At 68.0% G+C, this 18,431-nt stretch carries 20 protein-coding genes and 1 tRNA gene; 10 read left to right on the top strand and 11 right to left on the bottom strand.

Annotated elements, in window-relative coordinates; translation table 11 throughout:
• The first annotated feature begins 49 nt into the window (after nt 1-49).
• From AC5Y43_RS10455 to AC5Y43_RS10425, 7 genes are all read left to right on the top strand, one after another.
• Entirely contained in the window at nt 50-823 is a 774-nt protein-coding gene (locus tag AC5Y43_RS10455; protein ID WP_499972074.1) for an SDR family oxidoreductase, read from the top strand.
• A complete protein-coding gene (locus AC5Y43_RS10450; protein WP_499972072.1) occupies nt 823-1,611 on the top strand; it encodes a carboxymuconolactone decarboxylase family protein in 789 nt (262 codons plus the stop codon). Before AC5Y43_RS10455 ends, AC5Y43_RS10450 begins: the two co-directional genes overlap by 1 nt.
• A gap of 30 nt (nt 1,612-1,641) precedes the next feature.
• Nucleotides 1,642-2,397 (top strand): DUF732 domain-containing protein, encoded by a 756-nt coding sequence (locus AC5Y43_RS10445; protein ID WP_499972071.1) that lies wholly within the window; start codon nt 1,642-1,644, stop codon nt 2,395-2,397.
• 692 nt (nt 2,398-3,089) lie between these two features.
• Nucleotides 3,090-3,599 (top strand): hypothetical protein, encoded by a 510-nt coding sequence (locus AC5Y43_RS10440; RefSeq protein ID WP_499972070.1) that lies wholly within the window; start codon nt 3,090-3,092, stop codon nt 3,597-3,599.
• Between the two features lie 69 nt (nt 3,600-3,668).
• Nucleotides 3,669-3,902, top strand: coding sequence for a BrnT family toxin (locus tag AC5Y43_RS10435; RefSeq protein WP_499972068.1), 234 nt, complete (start codon nt 3,669-3,671; stop codon nt 3,900-3,902).
• 43 nt (nt 3,903-3,945) lie between these two features.
• Nucleotides 3,946-4,305: a hypothetical protein gene (locus tag AC5Y43_RS10430; RefSeq protein WP_499972067.1), complete on the top strand. Its 360-nt coding sequence runs from the start codon at nt 3,946-3,948 to the stop codon at nt 4,303-4,305.
• Between the two features lie 264 nt (nt 4,306-4,569).
• Nucleotides 4,570-4,645, top strand: a tRNA-Thr gene (locus AC5Y43_RS10425).
• Between the two features lie 53 nt (nt 4,646-4,698).
• On the opposite strand, the gene AC5Y43_RS10420 is transcribed toward AC5Y43_RS10425, so the two are convergent.
• Nucleotides 4,699-5,427, bottom strand: coding sequence for a hypothetical protein (locus AC5Y43_RS10420; RefSeq protein WP_499972065.1), 729 nt, complete (start codon nt 5,425-5,427; stop codon nt 4,699-4,701).
• Nucleotides 5,428-5,573: 146 nt separating this feature from the next.
• Here AC5Y43_RS10420 and phoP point away from each other — a divergent pair, with 146 nt between their 5' ends.
• Nucleotides 5,574-6,284 carry a two-component system response regulator PhoP gene (gene phoP, locus AC5Y43_RS10415; protein ID WP_499972063.1) on the top strand — a complete coding sequence of 237 codons (711 nt, stop codon included), beginning with the start codon at nt 5,574-5,576 and terminating at the stop codon, nt 6,282-6,284.
• A gap of 13 nt (nt 6,285-6,297) precedes the next feature.
• On the top strand, nt 6,298-7,725 hold the full coding sequence (locus AC5Y43_RS10410; protein WP_499972061.1) for a sensor histidine kinase: 1,428 nt from the start codon (nt 6,298-6,300) through the stop codon (nt 7,723-7,725).
• Between the two features lie 13 nt (nt 7,726-7,738).
• Here the strand turns inward: AC5Y43_RS10410 and AC5Y43_RS10405 are convergent, their stop codons facing one another.
• On the bottom strand, nt 7,739-8,143 hold the full coding sequence (locus tag AC5Y43_RS10405; RefSeq protein ID WP_499972060.1) for an HIT family protein: 405 nt from the start codon (nt 8,141-8,143) through the stop codon (nt 7,739-7,741).
• A gap of 110 nt (nt 8,144-8,253) precedes the next feature.
• Here AC5Y43_RS10405 and AC5Y43_RS10400 point away from each other — a divergent pair, with 110 nt between their 5' ends.
• Nucleotides 8,254-9,693: a hypothetical protein gene (locus AC5Y43_RS10400; RefSeq protein WP_499972059.1), complete on the top strand. Its 1,440-nt coding sequence runs from the start codon at nt 8,254-8,256 to the stop codon at nt 9,691-9,693.
• 5 nt (nt 9,694-9,698) lie between these two features.
• Here the strand turns inward: AC5Y43_RS10400 and AC5Y43_RS10395 are convergent, their stop codons facing one another.
• From AC5Y43_RS10395 to AC5Y43_RS10355, 9 genes are all read right to left on the bottom strand, one after another.
• Entirely contained in the window at nt 9,699-10,121 is a 423-nt protein-coding gene (locus AC5Y43_RS10395; RefSeq protein ID WP_499972057.1) for a ketosteroid isomerase family protein, read from the bottom strand.
• Nucleotides 10,122-10,137: 16 nt separating this feature from the next.
• The gene (locus AC5Y43_RS10390; RefSeq protein WP_499972055.1) at nt 10,138-12,153 is read right to left on the bottom strand and encodes an oxidoreductase; all 2,016 of its coding nucleotides are present in this window, start codon (nt 12,151-12,153) and stop codon (nt 10,138-10,140) included.
• Nucleotides 12,154-12,172: 19 nt separating this feature from the next.
• Nucleotides 12,173-13,300: an NDMA-dependent alcohol dehydrogenase gene (locus tag AC5Y43_RS10385; RefSeq protein WP_499972053.1), complete on the bottom strand. Its 1,128-nt coding sequence runs from the start codon at nt 13,298-13,300 to the stop codon at nt 12,173-12,175.
• A 138-nt stretch (nt 13,301-13,438) separates the two neighbouring features.
• Nucleotides 13,439-13,984: a nuclear transport factor 2-like protein gene (locus tag AC5Y43_RS10380; RefSeq protein WP_499972051.1), complete on the bottom strand. Its 546-nt coding sequence runs from the start codon at nt 13,982-13,984 to the stop codon at nt 13,439-13,441.
• Nucleotides 13,985-13,986: 2 nt separating this feature from the next.
• Nucleotides 13,987-14,193, bottom strand: coding sequence for a ferredoxin Fdx (fdx, locus tag AC5Y43_RS10375; RefSeq protein WP_499972049.1), 207 nt, complete (start codon nt 14,191-14,193; stop codon nt 13,987-13,989).
• 2 nt (nt 14,194-14,195) lie between these two features.
• On the bottom strand, nt 14,196-15,557 hold the full coding sequence (cyp51, locus tag AC5Y43_RS10370; RefSeq protein WP_499972048.1) for a lanosterol 14-alpha demethylase: 1,362 nt from the start codon (nt 15,555-15,557) through the stop codon (nt 14,196-14,198).
• Nucleotides 15,554-16,378: an SDR family oxidoreductase gene (locus AC5Y43_RS10365; protein ID WP_499972047.1), complete on the bottom strand. Its 825-nt coding sequence runs from the start codon at nt 16,376-16,378 to the stop codon at nt 15,554-15,556. Before AC5Y43_RS10365 ends, cyp51 begins: the two co-directional genes overlap by 4 nt.
• Nucleotides 16,379-17,599 carry a cytochrome P450 gene (locus AC5Y43_RS10360; RefSeq protein ID WP_499972045.1) on the bottom strand — a complete coding sequence of 407 codons (1,221 nt, stop codon included), beginning with the start codon at nt 17,597-17,599 and terminating at the stop codon, nt 16,379-16,381.
• Nucleotides 17,596-18,252, bottom strand: a complete 657-nt coding sequence (locus AC5Y43_RS10355; RefSeq protein ID WP_499972044.1) for a TetR family transcriptional regulator — start codon at nt 18,250-18,252, stop codon at nt 17,596-17,598. The genes AC5Y43_RS10360 and AC5Y43_RS10355 overlap by 4 nt, the downstream gene beginning before the upstream one ends.
• Nucleotides 18,253-18,431: the final 179 nt, after the last annotated feature.

Genomic DNA, 18,431 nt, shown 5'->3' with positions numbered 1-18,431 from the left:
ATTTCTAAGGCACTTGACTTCAAAGGTCAAGTGTGTGCCTAATGCTCGAATGGACGTGACGGAGCTCTTCGACCTCACCGGCAAGGTCGCCGTGGTGACCGGCGGCGCCGGCGGCATCGGCGAGGTGTACGCCGACGCGCTGTGCGGCGTCGGCGCGTCGGTCGTGATCGCCGACATCAACCTGCAGGCGGCGCAACGCACTTCAGATGAGCTGAAGGCCAAGGGGTTTGACGCCATCGCGGTGCATCTCGACGTGACCTCCGCCGAATCGGCCGCCGCGATGGCGTCGGCGACCATCGCGGCGTTCGGCGGGATCGACATCCTGATCAACAACGCCGCGATCATGACCGACCTCCCGCCGTATGGGCTGTCGAACATGCCGATCCCGGACTGGGACCGGGTCCTCAACGTGAACCTGCGCGGCCCGCTGGTGTGCACCCAGGCGGTCGTCGAGTCGATGACGGGGCGCGGCGGCGGGCGCATCATCAACGGTTTATCCGCCGGTGCGTTCATGCCGGGCGGGATCTACGGCGTGTCGAAGTACGCGCTGCACGGCTTGACCTGCAACCTCGCCACCGAACTCGGGTCGCGGGGCATCAACGTCAACGGGATCGCCCCCGGCCTGGTCGACAACGAAAGCGCGTACGTGAGCCTGCCCAAGGACTCGCCGGTCCGCGACATGCTGGGCGCCCAGATTCCCGGCAAGACGTCGGGCCCGCCCGCCGACCTGATCGGCACGATGTTGCTGCTGTGCTCGCCGGCGGGGGATTGGATCAACGGCCAGACGATCTCGGTCGACGGCGGCTGGATCATGCGGTTCTGATGGCCGAGTGGACAACTCGCGAGCAACGGCTGGCGGTCGCGCGCGCGGAGTACGAGCGCATCATGCGCTCCGCGAGCCCGGACCCCAGCGGCGCCTACATCGAGTCCGGGGTGATCGGGTACGTCTTCGGCGAGATGTGGCGGCGGGGTGTCCTGACCCCGCGAGATCGGCGCTGGATCACGCTGACCTGTGTCGGCGAGGCCGGGGCGATCGTGCCCATCGAGACCCACGTTTACGCGGCCCTGAAGAGCGCGGACATCACCTACCCCGAGTTCGACGAGTTCGTCCTGCACTTCGCGACGCAGGCAGGCTGGCCCAAGGCCTCGGTCCTGCAGATGTACGGGATGACGGCCATGTTCAAGATCGCCGAGGAAACCGGTGAGCCGTTGGCGCCACACGACTTTGAGCTCTGGGCCGAACCCACCGAAGCCGGCGCGCGCCGGGAGCGCGGCGCCACCGCGTACCAGCACATCCATGGCGCCCCACCGCCGCCCGCCTCGACCGCGTTCCAGGGCCGCTCCCGTATGGATTACCTCTACGGGGAGGTCTGGAGCCGACAGCGGTACCTCACCCGCCGCGACCGCCGCGTCATCAGCCTCTGCAGCGCGGCGGCGACCACGATCGACGAGGAGGTATCCGAGCACCTGCGGGCCGCCCTCACCCTCGGGGACATGACCCGCGACGAGCTCGAGGAACTCGTCGTTCATTTCGCCGTCTACCTGGGCTGGAACGTGGCGCGACGCCTCGACGACCTGCTGATCCGCGTGGCCGGCAGCCTGGACTTGTGACAACGGCGCGCCACCATCAGACTGGCTGACATGCGCGATCGCGAGACGATCGACTCGGAATTGCGGCTCATCGCCCTTCGCCGCCAGGCGATCCGCGAACAAGGCGGCCAGCCGTCGTCCCAACAGGTCGACGAGTTGCTCGACGAGCGCCTGGGCGACCTCCCCCGAGTGACCGCACCTGAGCGGGCGACCGCGGAGGCGACCTCCCGCATCACGCCCCGGCGACGCAAAAGTAGGCTGCTCCGCTTTGGCCCGCTCGCGGTGTTGCCGCTATCGCTGCTCGCCGTCGCCGCGGCCGCCGTGGTGGCGGTGATGTTTGGGGGCGACAAAGCACGGCCCGCCGACTCGGCCGCCGCGCCACCGCAGCCGACGAGCGCGCGGCCCATCCCCGCCACGCCGCAGGCCCACACGCCGCCGGTGGACATCGTCGACCGGGCGTTGGTCGACACGCTGAGACACGACGGCATTCCGGTTCCCAGCCAGGACTACGTGACGACGCATGGCCATGCGGTCTGCGAATTTTTGACCCACCAACCGAACTTTGCCGAGGCGGTCCGCTTCGTGCAGCGCTCGACGGTGTGGGACGCCGACCAAAGCGCCAGTTTCACGGCGGGCGCCGTCGTCTCGTATTGCCCCCAATACATGCCCACCAGCCCGGCCGAGACGCAGCCGGGGTTCCAGAACACCCTTTCCGATCTGCAGGCCGCCCAAGGCGATCTGCAACGCATCCAAGGCGACCTGGAAAGAATCCGAGACGGCCTGCCGGCCATTCCGGGCCACCAGTGATGTGGTGTCACGGGTCCGGCGGGGGAGGCGGCGGAGTCCACCGCGTGCCGTCCGTCGTCCATCCGCACGGCAGGTAGTTCAGGTGCGGCGGCTGGCCGTCGAACGTCAGGCATTTCGGTGCACCCGGCGGTGGCGCCGGCGTCGTCTGCTGCGTGTCGGCGTGAGTGACACCCCCGCTGAGTATCAACGCCCCAACGGCAACTGAAATCGCTGCAAACTTCCGCATTTCGGGCTCGGCAAGTGCTTGGACCAACCACTGTCAATGCTAGGCGTCTGCGTGGTCGCCGGACCTTGGGGTTTCCTGCCAAATCGGGCGCCCCTGCGCTTGTTTGGAGCGCGCCTGAGCGGGTTTAGCCCCCGGGCGGTAGTGCGCTCTCAGGTCAGGACGGCCAGGCGTGCCGGTGCTTGAACACGGCCGCGCTGCCGGTGGCGCCGCAGCATCCGCATGCGGGCGGGCAGGGCTTCGATCGCCGCAATTAGCCAGCGGCCGTGGGCATCTGGTGCAGCCGGCCCGACGGCCCCGATAGCGATCCCGATCAACGACCCAGGTATTGATTGACGCCATGGCGTGTTTCACAGTCCACAGGACGGATTGGTTTTTAGGCAAGAATTCGCATTGAGCTCAATCTCCGCGACGCCTGGTGCTATTTTTCGGGGGATCCCGTTCGGGATGTAGCGGAAGGCTCTGACGGATGAACCATCGGCTAGCCTGGCTGGGTCCCGTGGCCCTGGCCCTCGGCCTGACATTCGCCGGCCCCGTGAACGCCGACACGACCGCAAAGGAGGACCGCGCGGTCGAGTGGGCCACTAGCAAGGTCGGCTCGAACGACTACGTTTTCGCGTGCGGCAGGTTCGTGGCCAACGCCTACGGTGAGCCCGGCCTCGGTTATCCCTCGGCGCTGGCATTCCACGATCACCTCGTGACCACCAGACAAATCCACCTGGACATGAACTTCCCCAAGGGCGCGCTGGTGTTCTCGCAAAGCCAATGGGACGTGGACAGCGGAGGGCACGAGGGGCATGTCGTGATCGCCAGGGGCGACGGCACTTTCGTCTCCGGTGGGGTGGACCAGAGCTCACAACGGGGCGCATCGGGACTGGGTGGCGGTAGCACCGTGCAGATCCTTAAGTCCTGGAACCCGGCCCCCGGTGCCGAATATCTCGGTTGGGCCGACCCGCCCGCGAGCTGGCCGGGAGTGTGACCCGCGCGGATCAGTGACGAGTCTCGCCACAGGATGGCAGTTGTATTACAGCCGTAATACCATTTCTGTGTGGTGGCCGATTGGAGCAGGCGCGGCGAACACGTCTCGGCCAAGCATCAGCTCAGCCCCGCCGAGGCCAACGAAGCCCTCTCCGATCCCGACGCCGTGGTGTTCGAACCCGACTACAACACAAAGAGCGGCGTATCGGTTCGCACCGTCGGTTATTCACTGACCGCGCAAGCGATCCTGACCGTCATCACCTACGAAGAGAACGGAATCGTCTATGGCGCGAGTGCATGGTAGTCGAACAGCCGGGACCGCCGTTACTCCCAACAAGGAGGGCCAGATGAGCAATCTTGACGAGCGCCTGGCGCAATTGGGCGACGAAGCCGAGGCTGGCGAAGCCGATCAGGCGATGCGGCCGTTGCCGCCTCAGGTCAAGGTCAGCCGGCCCGGGCGTGCCCGCAGCAAAGTGCTGCAGGTGCGACTCAACCCGGATGAGTTGGCCGCACTGGAAGCGATCGCCGATCACCGCGAACTGCCAGTGTCGACCGTGGCCCGCGAACAGATCCTGCGGTTACTGGCCGACAACGGCGAAGACGGCCCAAACCCGTTGGGACAGCTCCTAGATGCAGCCGAACGGGTGAACGAGATTGCCCACGAAGTGCGCCGGCACTTGGGACCAAAAGCCACCTACCGCCGTTGAGGCGGTCGGCCCATACAGTTGACGGACTAACGCGCTAGTCGACGTCGGGCCATCGCGTGTGAATTCTCGGCTTCGAGTGTGAAGCCTGGGCAGAGATCTTGCCTGGACGCCGCCCTACGCTCACCACCAAAGCCACAGATTCACACTCGAAGCCGTCAGCTCACACTGGACGCCACGGAATTGAGCACCGTTTGGCGGCTTCACCCCAAAGACGAGACCGCCCGCGTTCGCACGGCGTCAAGCCGTAGAATCGCCATCGGCCCGGCCGCGTTAGCTCAGTTGGTAGAGCGTCGCTCTTGTAAAGCGGATGTCGAGAGTTCGAGTCTCTCACGCGGCTCCACCCAAAGATGTTCTGCACCAACGTATGCCAACAGGCCTAAGCGGCCTAACGGCTCACTCGTCGGTCTCGATGATGCGCGTCGAGCGCACCGACCGCGACGACGGGCGCCGCGAGGGTCGCCGGCCGGGCAGCGGGATGCGGTCGGCGATGCTGCTCAACGGGTTGACCACCATGGTCAGCGAGATGACCGCGTCCTGCAGCGTTGAGATGGCCGGCTCCAGCGCCTCCATCCCGGGCGTCAGCCGGGCCAGGGTGTCGGCGACGTCGGCGAGCTGGTCCAGCGGGCCGTGCTTGGCGGTGAGCTTGTCGATCAGCCCGCCCTCGGCGAGCAGCCGCTCGGCCAGCCCGTCCTCGGCCAGCACCCGGTCGATCAGCCCCTCTTCGGCCAGCAGCTGATCGGCCAGCCCGCCGGGCTGCAGCGCCCGCTGCAACCCACCGCCCTCGGCGGTCAGCCGGTCGAGCAGGCCGCCCTCCGAGGTCAGCATGTCGACCACCCCGCCCGGGCGCAGCAGCCGGTCCAACGGCCCGTCCTGCGCCACGGCGCGGCCCAGCGGTGCGTCGTCGTCGAGCAGCCGGGCCAGCCGGTTGGCGCGGCTGATCGCGTCGTCGATGCCGAACATGGCCGCCATCGCGTTGGTCCGCGACTCGCCGGCGGCGTCGCCCAGCGCGCGCTTGGCCACCCCGACCGCCGTGGCCGCGACGTTCAGGCTCGCGTCGGCGGCGGCCAGCCCGGCGCGCGCGGGAGCCGTCGCGAGCGACACGATGCCTTTGGCGAGGTTCATGCCTTCAGAGTCTAGGCACGAGGCCGGCGGTGAAACCGGATCGTTCCAAGCTGACGCGATGTTTTTTGGCAGACTGTTAGCAGACGACTGGCACCGAGCTTTCAGCAACTCCACAATCAAGGGCACACGCCAACCAAAGGACAGAAGTGACCTCCAGCGAATCCAAACCCGAGGCCCGCGTTCTCGTGGTCGACGACGAGGCCAACATCGTCGAGCTTCTTTCGGTCAGCCTCAAGTTCCAGGGCTTCGAGGTCTTCACCGCCACCAACGGCGCCCAGGCCCTCGATCGCGCCCGCGACGCCCGCCCCGACGCCGTGATCCTCGACGTGATGATGCCGGGCATGGACGGCTTCGGGGTGCTACGCCGGCTGCGCGCCGACGGCATCGACGCCCCGGCGTTGTTCCTGACCGCCCGCGACTCGCTGCAGGACAAGATCGCCGGCCTGACACTGGGCGGCGACGACTACGTGACCAAGCCGTTCAGCCTGGAGGAGGTCGTTGCCCGGCTGCGCGTCATCCTGCGGCGCGCCGGCAAGGGCGGCGCCGAAGCGCGCAATGCCCGCCTGAGCTTCGCCGACATCGAGCTCGACGAGGAGACCCACGAGGTGTGGAAGGCGGGCGAACCGGTGTCGCTGTCGCCGACCGAGTTCACGCTGCTGCGCTACTTCGTGATCAACGCGGGCACCGTGCTGAGCAAGCCGAAGATCCTCGACCATGTATGGCGCTACGACTTCGGCGGCGACGTCAACGTCGTCGAGTCCTACGTGTCCTACCTGCGCCGCAAGATCGACACCGGGGAGAAGCGGCTGCTGCACACCCTGCGTGGCGTGGGCTATGTCCTGCGCGAACCGCGCTGAGCAGAATAGAAACATGGCCAACAAGGTTCGCCGCGGATTGCCGCTACGGGTGGCCCTGGTGGGCGCCACCCTGATCCTGGTGGCGTGCGGTCTGGCGTTCTCGGGCTTCGCGGTCACCTCGATCCTGCGGCACAGCCTGATCAGCCGCATCGACCAGACGCTGCTCGACGCCTCCCGCAGTTGGGCGCAGGCCCCGCGCAGTCAGTCGCCGCGCCCGTACGAAGGCCCCGACCCGGGCCGCCCGCCGTCGAAGTTCTACGTGCGGGGCATCAGCACCGACGGCACCCCGTTCACGGCCATCAACGACCGCAACGCCGAGCCGGCGCTGCCGCCCAACAACGACGTGGGCCCCAACCCCACGACCCTCCCGTCGGTCAACGGCTCCGACATCCAGTGGCGCGCGGTATCGGTGCGCGGCCCGCACGGGCTGACGACGGTCGCGGTCGACCTGTCCGACGTGCAGCACACCCTGGGCTCCCTGGTTTGGTTGCAGATCGGCATCGGGGTGGCGGTGCTGGTGATCCTCGGGGTGGCCAGCTTCGCGGTGGTGCACCGCAGCCTGCGGCCGCTGACCGAGGTCGAACACACCGCCGCCGACATCGCCGCCGGCCAGCTGGATCGCCGTGTCCCGGAGCGCGACCCGAGAACCGAGGTGGGCCGACTTTCGTTGGCGCTCAACGGAATGCTCGCCCAGATCCAGCAGGCGCTGGCGTCCTCGGAGTCCTCGGCCGAGAAGGCGCGTGGCTCCGAGGAACGGATGCGACGGTTCATCACCGACGCCAGCCACGAACTGCGCACGCCGCTGACCACCATCCGCGGCTTCGCGGAGCTGTACCGGCAGGGCGCCGCCCGCGACGTGTCCATGCTGCTGTCGCGGATCGAGAGCGAAGCCAGCCGGATGGGCCTACTGGTCGACGACCTGCTGCTGCTGGCGCGCCTGGACGTGCAACGGCCGCTGGAGCAGCACCGGGTGGACCTGCTCGCGCTGGCCAGCGACGCCGTGCACGATGCGCAGGCGATCGACCCGGAGCGGGCCATCACCCTGGAGGTCTTCGACGGTCCGGGCACCCCGGAGGTGCTCGGTGACGAGCCGCGCATCCGGCAGGTGCTCAGCAACCTCATCGCCAACGCCCTGCAGCACACCCCCGCCAGCGCCGACATCGACGTGCGCGTCGGCACCGAGGGCGACGACGCGGTGGTCGAAGTAGCCGACAAGGGGCCGGGGATGAGTGCACACGACGCGTCGCGGGTGTTCGAGCGGTTCTACCGCACCGACTCCTCGCGGGCCCGGGCCAGCGGCGGCACGGGCCTGGGGCTGTCCATCGTCGAATCGCTAGTGCGCGCCCACGGCGGCAGCGTCAGCGTGGCGACCGCGCCCGGCGAGGGGTGCTGCTTCCGCGTCACGCTGCCGCGCGTCAGCGACGTGCCCGCGCACGTCTGACGCGCTGAGTGCGTTAGCCCAACTGCTCCAGCGCCGCCTTGATCTTCGCCTGCGCCTGGTCGAGGGATTCCGGTGACGGGTTGCGGTCGACGTTGGCGAAGCCGAAGTCGCTCAGGCTGCGGGTGGGAAAGACGTGGACGTGCAAATGGGGCACCTCGAGCCCGGCGATGATCATCCCGGCCCGTTCGGTGCGAAACGCCTTGCACACGGCTTTGCCGATCAGCTGGCTGACCGCCATGACGCGGGCGAACACCGCCCCGTCGACGTCTTGCCACTGGTCGATTTCGGCGCGGGGCACCACCAGCGTGTGGCCCGGGGTCATCGGCTCGATCGTCAGGAACGCGACGATCTCGTCGTCCTCGTAGACGAAACGGCCGGGTAGCTCACGGTTGATGATCTTGGTGAAGATCGACGCCATGGCCCCCAGCATGCCACGCCGCTCGAAGCGGAATCGTTAGCGCACCGTTGCGACTTCGTTCTGCGGCCTCGGGATGATCACTCCTGACCCGTTCATGGGAGGAGACCTCCGTGCGGTTTCCGGTGGCGTTGCTGGCCGCGTGCGCCGTGAGCTTCGCACCGACGCTCGTCTCGGCGTCGGTCCCGTCGCCCGCGCGGGGGGCCGCGGCCTGGGGCCCGTTTGCGACGCCCAACCCGTTCATGGCGCCGCTGGGCCTCGCGTCGCTGCACAACGACGCCGAATCCTCCGACGCGGGACCGCTTCCCGGGCCCGGGGCCCGCCTGAACGAGATCTTCGGGTATCCGCTGCTGTCGGCGTGCCCGACGATCATGCAGGGCACCGATGGGCTGGTGCTGGCGCTGTGCACGACCATCGTCGGCCAGATTCCGACCATTTTCCTGATCGATCCGGGCGGCATTGTGCCGCGCATCGTCCCGTTGGCGAGCCTGCAGGTGGCCAAGGGCACCCTGCTCGGCGGTGTCTATGCCTACCTGGACAACAACAACCAGGTGGTGATGATCGACGGAAGCAACCACCTGCTGCGCATCTCCCACGTCAAGACGGGACCGCTGGGCTGCTGGAAGCTGGTCATCACGGAGTCCACCGACCTGTCAAGCGTGATACCGGGCGGTGACGGCTCGGTCGGCCTCGTGCCGGACTACGCGGGCAATGTCTGGTTTGCCACCGGCAACGGCGTTGTGGGCGTGGCCAAGTCGGGCGGGGGCGTGGCCGCCGTGCAGCTGCCCGTCGGCGAGCAGGTCGCCAACAGCATCTCCGCGGCGCCCAGCAATCGCGTCGCGGTGGCCACCACGTTCGCCCTCTACGAACTGAACCTCGACATCGCCGGCAACCCGCAAATCCTTTGGCGCGCAGCCTATGACCGCGGAACCGCCCGCAAGCCCGGGCAGTTGAGCTGGGGGACCGGCTCCACGCCGGTGTACTTCGGTCCGATGTCCGGCGCCGACTACGTGACGATCGTCGACAACGCCAGCCCCCAGGTGCACGCGCTGATCTACCAGTCCGGAACCGGCCAATTGATCTGTCAGCAAACGGTTTTGACGCAGGGCGGCCCCGGCAGCGAGAACGCGCCGATCGGGCTCGGGAACTCGATGTTCGTATCCAGCAGCTACGGCTATCCCTACCCTGCGGTTCCGGCGGGCGCGGGACCCGCGGTGCCGGCGACCGCGCCGTTCGTCGGCGGCATGACCAGGGTCGACGTCGACAATCCCGGGTGTCATACGGTGTGGGAGAACAAGGTTCGCAGCGCGGCGCTGCCCCACCTGTCCGCCGCCGACGGCCTGCTCTACACCATCACCCGGATCGGGCTGGATCAGACCACGCCGCTGGACATCTTCGCCTACGCCGTGGTCGACGCCAGCACCGGAGCGCTGTTATGGGAGCAGCCGAAATCGGCCACCATCCTCAGCGATCCGATCCAGACCCCGTTCATGGTGTTGATGGATCACAAGGCCATGCAGGGCCACATCACCGGGCTCGGCCGTATCGGCTGAGCGGACTACTGCTCGTTGCCGAACTGCATGACGTCGAGGTTCCAGTAGCCGCGCATGTTGGTGATCAGGCCCGCGCCGTTGACCTTGTAGGTGAACACCCCGCGTACCGTGCTGGTGAAGCCGCCCTCGAATTTGCTGTGCAGCACCAGGATATGCGCGACCTCGTCGGGTGAGCTCGACGGGAACGTCTCCTCGCAGGTGACGGTCAGCTGGTTGGCCGCGATGTTGGTGTCGAAGAAGCCGCCGACGGCTTCCTTGCCCCGGACCCCGGTGCCGTCCGGGTTCGTGACGGACTTGCCGATGGGGTCCTCGATGACGACGTCGTCGGCCATCAGGGCCAGCCAGCCCTCCCGGTCGTGGGCCTGCACGCACCGCCACGACGCCTGCGACGCGGCCAGCGCGGGCGAGACCTGCTCGGTTTCGGTCATTTTTCTTCTCCTGTCTCTAGATTGCGCACGCGGCGCGCGCGCCCTCCTCGGTGGCCTTGCGGATGAGCCCGAGGCCGCCGCAGTCGCCGGCGGCGTGCACCTCGGCACCGGGCAACGCGGTGACCAGCCCGTCGAACAGGCTCGTGTCGGGCTCGACGGTCCCGGCGATGACGACGCTGTCGGCGGACAGCTGCCGTGCGGCGCCACCGTCGGGCGCGTACACCACGGCCTGCGGCGTGATGCGCTCGACGGCCGCCCGGACGTGCACGGTGACGCCGAGCCGGTCGAGGCGATCCATGTGCTCGGTCTTGCGTTTGTCGCCCACTTCCGGGGCAATGTCCTTGCCCGCCTCGAGGATCGATACCCGCCTGCCCCGGGCCGCCAGGAACTCGGCGAGCTCCAGCGCGACCAGATCGCCGCCGACGATGGCGACCCGCCGGCCCATCGGCATCCAGGCCCGGGTGGCGAGCCGCACCGCGGCGGGGCGCACCATCCGCTGGCGCCACCCGGCGAACACCCGGCCGTCGACCAACTCACGCAACCCCGGCCCGGTGTGCACGTGTGGAAGCTCCGCGCCGGCAATGGCCGGCACCGCGACATGGCCGCCGGTGGCCACTACCACCGCGTCGGGTTCGGCCCTCACCACATCATCGACCGAAACGAATTGATTCAGACGGACTTTCACCGCGCTCAGCTTGATCTCGTCGCGCAGGTAGCGCAGGAAAGGCTGGTTTTCGGGGTGCAGGACCGACGCCCAGCGCAGCGCCCCGCCGAGTTGGCCTCCACGCTCGTAGAGCGTGACGCGGTGGCCGCGCCCGGCCGCCACGCGGGCGGCCTCCATCCCGGCCGGCCCGCCGCCGATCACCGCCACGCGCTTGACGCGGACGGCGCGCGGCGCCGCCAGTGCGCGCTCCCTGCCGGTGCGGGGGTTGACGGCGCAGTCGACGGAAAAGCGTTGTTCCATTGCGTCGATGCAGTTTTCGCAGGAGATGCACCGGCGGATTCGGTCCGCCCGGCCGGAGGCCAGCTTGCGCGGCAACTCGGGATCGGCGAGCAGCGGGCGGCCCATCGCGATGAAATCCGCGCGCCCCTCGGCCAGGATCCGCTCGGCCCGCACCGGGTCGTGAATGCGGCCCACGGCGATCACCGGCACGTCGACCGCCTCCTTGACCGCGGACGCGGCGCCGACGTTGACCCCGTCGCCGTCGTCGGCCCCGTTGACCATCCCGGTGACCAACCGATCGATCACCCCGCCGCTCACGTGGAACGCGCTCACCCCGGCGGCGACGAGATCGGGTGCCAGCCGGGCGGTTTCGTAGATCGGCCGGCCCCCGGCGACCCGCTCGTAGCCGGAGATGCGCAGCGTGATCGGCAGGGCGTCGCCGACCTCGGAGCGGATCGCGGCCAGCGCCTCCAGCACCACCCGCAGCCGGCCGCGCGGCGCGTCGCCGCGGTAGTCGTCGGTGCGCCGGTTGCGTTGCGGGGCAAGGAAAGATCCCAGCAGCATGTAGCCGTGCGCGGCGTGCAGCTCGATGCCGTCGTATCCGGCCTCGGCGGCGCGGCGCACCGCCGCCCGAAACAGGTCGAACACCTCGGTCAGCTGCTGACGCGTGATCTCGGCCGACGGGCGCCCGGTGAGGTAGGACGGAATCACCGACGGGCCCAGCGAGGCGACGCCGAAGAGCTCCGGCCCGAGGCCGTCGGGCCCGGCGTGCACGATCTGGGGCTGGATCTTGGCTCCGTGTTCGTGGACCGCCTCGACCAGCGCCCGGTGCGCGCCGACCGCGTCGTCGGTGCCCAGGTGCAGGCCGCCGGGGGTCTCGGGGTGCCGGGGGTCGACCCCGGTGGCGCCCAACGTGATCAGCCCGACGCCGCCCTCGGCGCGGGCGACGAAGTAGTCGCGGGTGCGCTGCGACGGCAGCCCGTCGCGGGTGCCGTACATCGTCTCCATCGGAGACATGACCACGCGGTTGCGCAGCGTCATGGCGCCGATTCGTCCCGGCGCCAGCAGATGCGGGAAGCCGGCGCTCACCGGCGGGCCGACGGTGGGCTTACCGGTCGGCGTCCGTGTAGCGGATGACGCCGCGAATGTTCTTGCCGTCCAGCATGTCCTGGTAGCCGTCGTTGATCTGCTCGAGGCGGTACTGCGTGGTGACCATGTCGTCGAGATTCAGCTTGCCGGCCTTGTACATCGACAGCAGCTGCGGGATGTCGTATTGCGGGTTGCCGCCGCCGAAGATGGTGCCCTGCAGGTTCTTCTGCATCAGCGTCAGCATCGCGAGGTTCAGCGTCACGTTGGTGTCGAGCAGGCTGCCGATGGCCGTGGCCACGCAGGTGCCGCCCTTGGCGGTGATGTTCAGGTAGTTGTCGATGTCGGAGCCGTGCAGCTCACCGACCGTCACGATCACCTTGTGGGCCATCAAACCGTAGGTGACCTCCGCCATGCCCATCAGCGCGGCCTCGATGTCGGGGTAGACGTGGGTGGCGCCGAACTTCAGGGCCTGGTCGCGCTTCCACTCCACCGGGTCGATCGCGAAGATGTAGCGGGCGCCGGCGTTGGCGGCACCCTGCAGCGCGGCCATGCCGACGCCGCCGACGCCGACGATGGCGACGTCCTGGCCCGGGCGGATGTCGGCCGTGCGCACCGCTGAGCCGTAGCCGGTGGTGACGCCGCAGCCGACCAGCGCGGCGACCTCGAAGGGGACCGACGGGTCGATCTTCACCACCGAGGCGCGGTGCACGACCATGTACGGCGAGAAGGTGCCCAGCAGCGTCATGGGGTAGACGTTCTGACCGCGGGCCTGGATCCGGAAGGTGCCGTCGGAAACGGCCTGGCCGCCGAGTAGCCCCGCGCCCAGGTCGCACAGGTTGCGCATGCCGGCCTGGCACGTCGGACAGGTCCCGCAGGACGGGATGAACGACAGCACCACGTGGTCGCCCGGGGCGAGGTCCTCGACGCCGGGGCCGACCTCGGTGACGATGCCGGCGCCTTCGTGCCCGCCGAGCACCGGGAAGCCCGCCATCGGGATCCCGCCGGTGACCAGGTGGTGGTCGGAGTGGCACATGCCCGCCGCTTCCATCTGGATCTTGACCTCATGAGCCTGCGGGTCGCCGATCTCGATGTCCTCGATGGTCCACGGCTGGTTGAATTCCCAGATCAGTGCGCCTTTTGTCTTCACGTTGGACCTGACCCCATTTCGCCTTTGAAGTGAGACTGCCGGAGCCGTCTTGGCTGGCAGCGTTGGTGACGGATGCCACAGGGCACCCCTGTGGCGTCAGCATAGCGTGTGCGACAAATCAAATGCTTGGTTGGTCGCTCACCAGATGGGGACGGGCGCCTGGCCGAGCGGGTAGTAGCCCGGCAGCTTCTCGCCCGCGATGCTGCGTTCGATCCGCTTCTGCATTCCGGCACTGAGGTCGCCGGACTCGATCAGGTTCGCGAACATCTTCGCGACGTGACCGAAGTCGAAGAAGTCACGCTGCCACTCGATGAGCCGCTCGTCGTTGAGGCGGAACCAGCTGCCGCCGATGCCGTAGATCTCGTCCTGGCTGCCGTCGGTCTTGTTGACGATCTGCTTCCAGAAGCCGACGATCTCGCCCTGCTTCTCGTCGATGAGCACCTTCTGGTACTCGTAGACCCAGTTCTCCAGGCCCTGCATCTCCAGGCCGAGTGCGATGTCGCGGATCTCGTCGACGCCCACGCACATCACGTCTTCCTTGGGACCGATGTTCCAGCCGTAGGTGGCGTCGCGGGTGTAGAAGTCCGCCAGTGGCCGCCAGTCGCCCGCCTTCTCGCAGTCCCTGTTGGCCTGCAGCCAACGGTCGACCCATGCCTCGAGTTGTTCGCGGGAGTGTGACGCCATGCTCAGTCTTCTTTCTCTTTGATCAGCAGTGCTTGCGTTGGGCACATCTCGACCGCGCGCTCGACGTCGTCGCGGGCGTCTTCGGGCGGTTCGGGGTCGAGGATCTCGACCTTGCCCCGCTTGGGCACCCGAAACACGTCCGGCGCCTCCAGTTCGCACATGGCGTGCCCCTGGCACAGGTCCAGGTCGGCCTCGACTCGGTAGCCCACCGCTATCCCCCGGTATTGCGCTTGCGGTAGCGCACCTTCGCCGGCCGGGCCAGCTGCACCACCATCTTGGAGTGGTCGTTGTGATAGCTGTCCGCCGGCTGCGCCATCTCGAACTCGTACTCGCGCAACAGGACCGAGAAGATCGCCTTGATCTGCATCTGGGCGAACGCGGCGCCGACGCAGCGGTGCCGGCCGGCGCCGAACGGAATCCAGGTCCACCGGTTGACGATGTCGGCCTGCTCGGGCTTGTTGTAGCGATCGGGCCTGAACGCGTCGGGGTCGGGAAAGTCCTCCGGGATGCGGTTCGAGATCGCCGGGGACGCCGCGACGAAGTCGCCGGCGTGGATCGGGAAGCCCTCGACCTCGAACTCGCCCTTGGCCACCCGCATCAGGATGATCAGCGGCGGGTGCAGCCGCAGGGTCTCCTTGACCACGTTGTCGAGCTTCGGAATCGAGCGCAGCGCATGGAAACTCACCTCCTGGCCGTCGGCGTAGAGCTCCTCGAGCTCGGCCAGCACCTCGGCGTACACCTCGGGATGGCGGATCAGCTCGATCAACGTCCATGCCGAGGTCCCGGAACTGGTGTGGTGCCCGGCGAACATCAGCGAGATGAACATCCCGGTGACCTCGTCGGCGGAAAACCGCGGGCTGCCGTCCTCGTCTTTGATCGACACCAGCACGTCGAGCATGTCGCGGTCGGCCTTGTCGGCGGGCGGATTGGCCAGCCGGTGATTCATGATCTCCTGAACCAGCGCAACGAGTTTCACGCGCGCCTCGTCGCGGCGCCGGAAACTCTCGATCGGCAGGTACGGGTCGACGTAGCACAGCGGGTCGGTGCCGCGTTCCAGCTCGTGGTAGTACTCGGCGAACCGGTGGTCGAGCTGCTCGCGGAATTTCACACCGATCAGACACGCCGTCGAGGTGTAGATGGTCAGTTCGGCGAAGAAGTCCAGGAGCTCGATCTCGCCCTCGTCGCCCCAGTCGGCGATCATCTTCTTGACTTCGCCCTCGATGGTGGCGGCGTGGCCCTTCATCTGCTCGCCCCGCAGCGCCGAGTTGTGCAGCATCTCCTTGCGCCGCTCGGGGCTGGCGTCGAACACGACGCCCTTGCCGAAGATCGGCGTCATGAACGGGTACGCCTCGGCCTGGTCCAGGTCTTCGTCGGCGGAACGGAAGAAGAATTCGTTGGCGCCGGCCCCGGACAGCAGGATGACGTGCTTGTCGACCAGCTGGAACCAACCGACGTCACCGCACTCGTCGCGGACGCGCTTCATCAAACCGATTGGGTCGGTGCGGAATTCCTCGAGGTGGCCGTGCTCCTCTTCGCCGCCGGAAACCCGCGGCACAGTAGCAGTGCTGGTCATGACGGCATCCCCTCTTCGCCCAGCGCGAGTTTCTGGCGATCCTTGTTGTCGGCCAACGGGGCCTCGGGCTGCAGCTCCATGTTCGCGATGAAGCCGCCGCGCGGCGTCTCGGCGACGAACGTGATGGCCCGCGCCAGGTCGGCCGCGCGCAGGAAGTAGTCGTGGCGGGCCTGACCCCACTTGGCCCAATCCTCCAGCGCGGGCCCGATCTTGTCGGCCGGCAGGCTCCAGCCCATCGACGTCTTCGTCGGGCCGGGGTGCACGATCGAGGCCCGCACGCCGGTGCCCTCGAGCTCCATCTGGAAGTTAGTGACCATCGCGACGAGCGCGGCCTTGGCGGCGCCGTATGCGCCCATGTGCGGCCGCTGGCGCAGCGCCACGTCGGAGCCGACGAAGATCAGGTCGCCGCGCCGGCGCTCGAGCATGCCCGGCAGCACCGCGGCGGCCAGCCGGTTCGCGCCGACAAGGTGGATCTGCAGCTGCGACTCGAACTCGTCGGTGGTGATCTCGGCGAGCTTGCCGAAGTAGGTGTCGCCGGCGCCGGTCACCAGCACCTCGATCTCGCCGAGCGCGTCGACCGACTGCGCAACAAAGGATTTCACCGAGTTCGGGTCGGTGACGTCCAGGTGGAATCCCACCGCCTCGCCGCCGTCGGCGTTGATCTTGCCGACGATGTCGTTGAGCTTCTCGACCCGGCGGGCACCCAGGGCCACCGGGAAGCCGTGCGCCGCGAGCTCGATCGCGGTGGCCTCCCCGATGCCGGAGGAGGCGCCGGCCACGATCGCCGGCCGGCGCTCGGGCAACGGGTCAAAGCGGGGCATTCAGCGGACCTCCACGCTCATCGGCAGGTGAGCGAACCCGCGGACATTGCTGGAGTGGACGCGGACGGCGTTGGCCTCGTCCACCTCATATCCGCGGATTCGCTTGAACAACTCGGTCAGCGCGACCCTGGCTTCCATCCGGGCCAGGTGCGCGCCCAGGCAGAAGTGTGCGCCACTACCGAAACTCAAAAGCTTGGGCCCGATTTCGCGCCCGATCACGTAGTCGTCGGGGTTTTCGAACACCCGCTCGTCGCGTTGCGCCGACCCGGGCAGCAGAAGCACAACGTCGCCCTCGGGAATGGTGGTGTCGTAGAGCGTGAGCTGCCCGGAGACGGTGCGGGCCAGGATCTGGCTGGAGGTGTCGTAGCGCAGCGTCTCCTCGACCCACAGCGGCACCCGCGACAAATCCGCGTAGACCGGGGCCAGCTGGCCGGGGTTCTTGTGGCCCCAAAAGGCCGCATTGGCAAGGAGTTTGGTGGTGGTCTCGTTGCCGGCGATCACCATCAGGAACATGAACCCGAGGACTTCCTCGTCGGTGAGCCGGTCGCCGTCGATCTCGGCGTCCAGCAGCGCCGACGTCAGATCCTCGGTGGGCTGCTTGCGGCGCTCGGCAATCATCTCCTGGTAGTAGACGATCAGGTTGATCGACGCCTCGATGGCCGAGGCCGGCACGTCGTTGACACCGTCCTCGCGGTGCATCACGCCGTCGGCCATGGCGCGGATGCGGTCGCGGTCGGCCACCGGCACGCCCATCAGCTCGGAGATCACGTCCATCGGCAGCTTGCCCGCGAACTCCGCGACATAGTCGACGGTTTCGCCGGCGGTGGCGCGCTCCAGCATGGTGTCGAGGTGCCCCACGGCGAGCTCGGTGACGCTCGGCTCGAGCTCCCGGATCCGGCGCGGGGTAAAGCCTTTCGACACCAGCGTGCGCAGCCGCAGGTGGGCCGGGTCGTCCATCGCCAAAAACGACATCGTCTTCGACGCGTGGGGCCCCCGCGAGACCGGGTCCAGCGACACCCCGTCGCGGTTGGACAGCGTGGTGCTGTTGCGGAAGCCCTGCCAGACGTCGCCGTGCCGCGACAGCGCCCAGAAGTTCAGCTCGTCGTTGCGATACAGCGGGGCCTCGTCGCGCAGCCGCTTGTAGTACGGATACGGGTCTTCGTGGAAGTCGTAGTCGTAGGGGTCCAGGACCAGCTCGTGGTCGCCGACATGCACGGTCATCGCTCGTCCCCGCTTGTCTCCCCGCTGGTTTCGAGGCTCGTCTCGCCCGCGCCGGCCAGGATGAGGCCCACCACGTAGCCCAGCCGGTCGGCGATTCCGCGATAGGTGACCTCGCCGCTGCCGGCCTGCACCAGCGCGCCGAAGAAGGCCATCTCGAGCGCGGACACGGTGGCGGGGTTGGCGCCCGGCCCGATGGCCGACGCGATGCGGCGGTGGATCTCCGCGCCGATCCGGTCGCGCGCGGCGCTCACCGCGGAATCGGCGCCGCCGCCCAGCAGCGCGGTCGTGCAGGCCGCCCCCACTTCGGGCTCGTCGGCGACCACCAGCGCCAGTGCGCGCAACGTCCGGTCCACCCGCAGGGGCATGGGGTCGTTCACGTCGGTGAAGTAGGGGACCCGCCGCACCAGGTCGAGGTAGACCTCGGCGATCAGGTGGTTCTTCGACGAGAAATAGGTGTAGGCGGTCGCCGGGGCCACCTTGGCGCGGGCCGCGACCGCGCGCACGGTCAGGTCGGCGTAGGACTTTTCGCGCAGGGTCTCGATGCCGGCGGCGAGCACCTTGCGAAAGGTCTCCTCCTGGCGACGGTTGCGCAAAGTTGCTCCGGTCTGGCGGTCGGCGTGAGATGCGATCATAGCCAGTGCATCGCTGGACACTTGTCCAAGCTATCGGACGGCGGGCGCCGTAAGCAAGCCCACGGGTCGAATATGCAGGTTATTGCGCTATGTCGAGACGGGCTCTTGCACCTGCGACGGCCTGACGGCTATGGTTCGATGCGAAAATATCGGACAACTGTCCACCCATTTTGATCGGGGCTGATCAGCCTTTATCGGCC

This window comes from Mycobacterium sp. NGS57 (assembly GCF_059812405.1).
Note: the sequence above shows the minus strand (reverse complement) of the source record. Positions and strands in the feature narration are given on the sequence as shown.

Bases quoted from the DNA above. Each gene is read 5' to 3' on its own strand.
- AC5Y43_RS10430 (WP_499972067.1), top strand. From the start codon at position 3,946: ATGAGCAATCTTGACGAGCGCCTGGCGCAATTGGGCGACGAAGCCGAG.
- cyp51 (WP_499972048.1), bottom strand. From the start codon at position 15,557: ATGACCAGCACTGCTACTGTGCCGCGGGTTTCCGGCGGCGAAGAGGAG.
- AC5Y43_RS10360 (WP_499972045.1), bottom strand. From the start codon at position 17,599: ATGACCGTGCATGTCGGCGACCACGAGCTGGTCCTGGACCCCTACGAC.
- AC5Y43_RS10445 (WP_499972071.1), top strand. From the start codon at position 1,642: ATGCGCGATCGCGAGACGATCGACTCGGAATTGCGGCTCATCGCCCTT.
- AC5Y43_RS10450 (WP_499972072.1), top strand. From the start codon at position 823: ATGGCCGAGTGGACAACTCGCGAGCAACGGCTGGCGGTCGCGCGCGCG.
- AC5Y43_RS10380 (WP_499972051.1), bottom strand. From the start codon at position 13,984: ATGGCGTCACACTCCCGCGAACAACTCGAGGCATGGGTCGACCGTTGG.
- AC5Y43_RS10395 (WP_499972057.1), bottom strand. From the start codon at position 10,121: ATGACCGAAACCGAGCAGGTCTCGCCCGCGCTGGCCGCGTCGCAGGCG.
- AC5Y43_RS10365 (WP_499972047.1), bottom strand. From the start codon at position 16,378: ATGCCCCGCTTTGACCCGTTGCCCGAGCGCCGGCCGGCGATCGTGGCC.
- AC5Y43_RS10440 (WP_499972070.1), top strand. From the start codon at position 3,090: ATGAACCATCGGCTAGCCTGGCTGGGTCCCGTGGCCCTGGCCCTCGGC.
- AC5Y43_RS10410 (WP_499972061.1), top strand. From the start codon at position 6,298: ATGGCCAACAAGGTTCGCCGCGGATTGCCGCTACGGGTGGCCCTGGTG.
- AC5Y43_RS10405 (WP_499972060.1), bottom strand. From the start codon at position 8,143: ATGGCGTCGATCTTCACCAAGATCATCAACCGTGAGCTACCCGGCCGT.
- AC5Y43_RS10455 (WP_499972074.1), top strand. From the start codon at position 50: ATGGACGTGACGGAGCTCTTCGACCTCACCGGCAAGGTCGCCGTGGTG.
- AC5Y43_RS10420 (WP_499972065.1), bottom strand. From the start codon at position 5,427: ATGAACCTCGCCAAAGGCATCGTGTCGCTCGCGACGGCTCCCGCGCGC.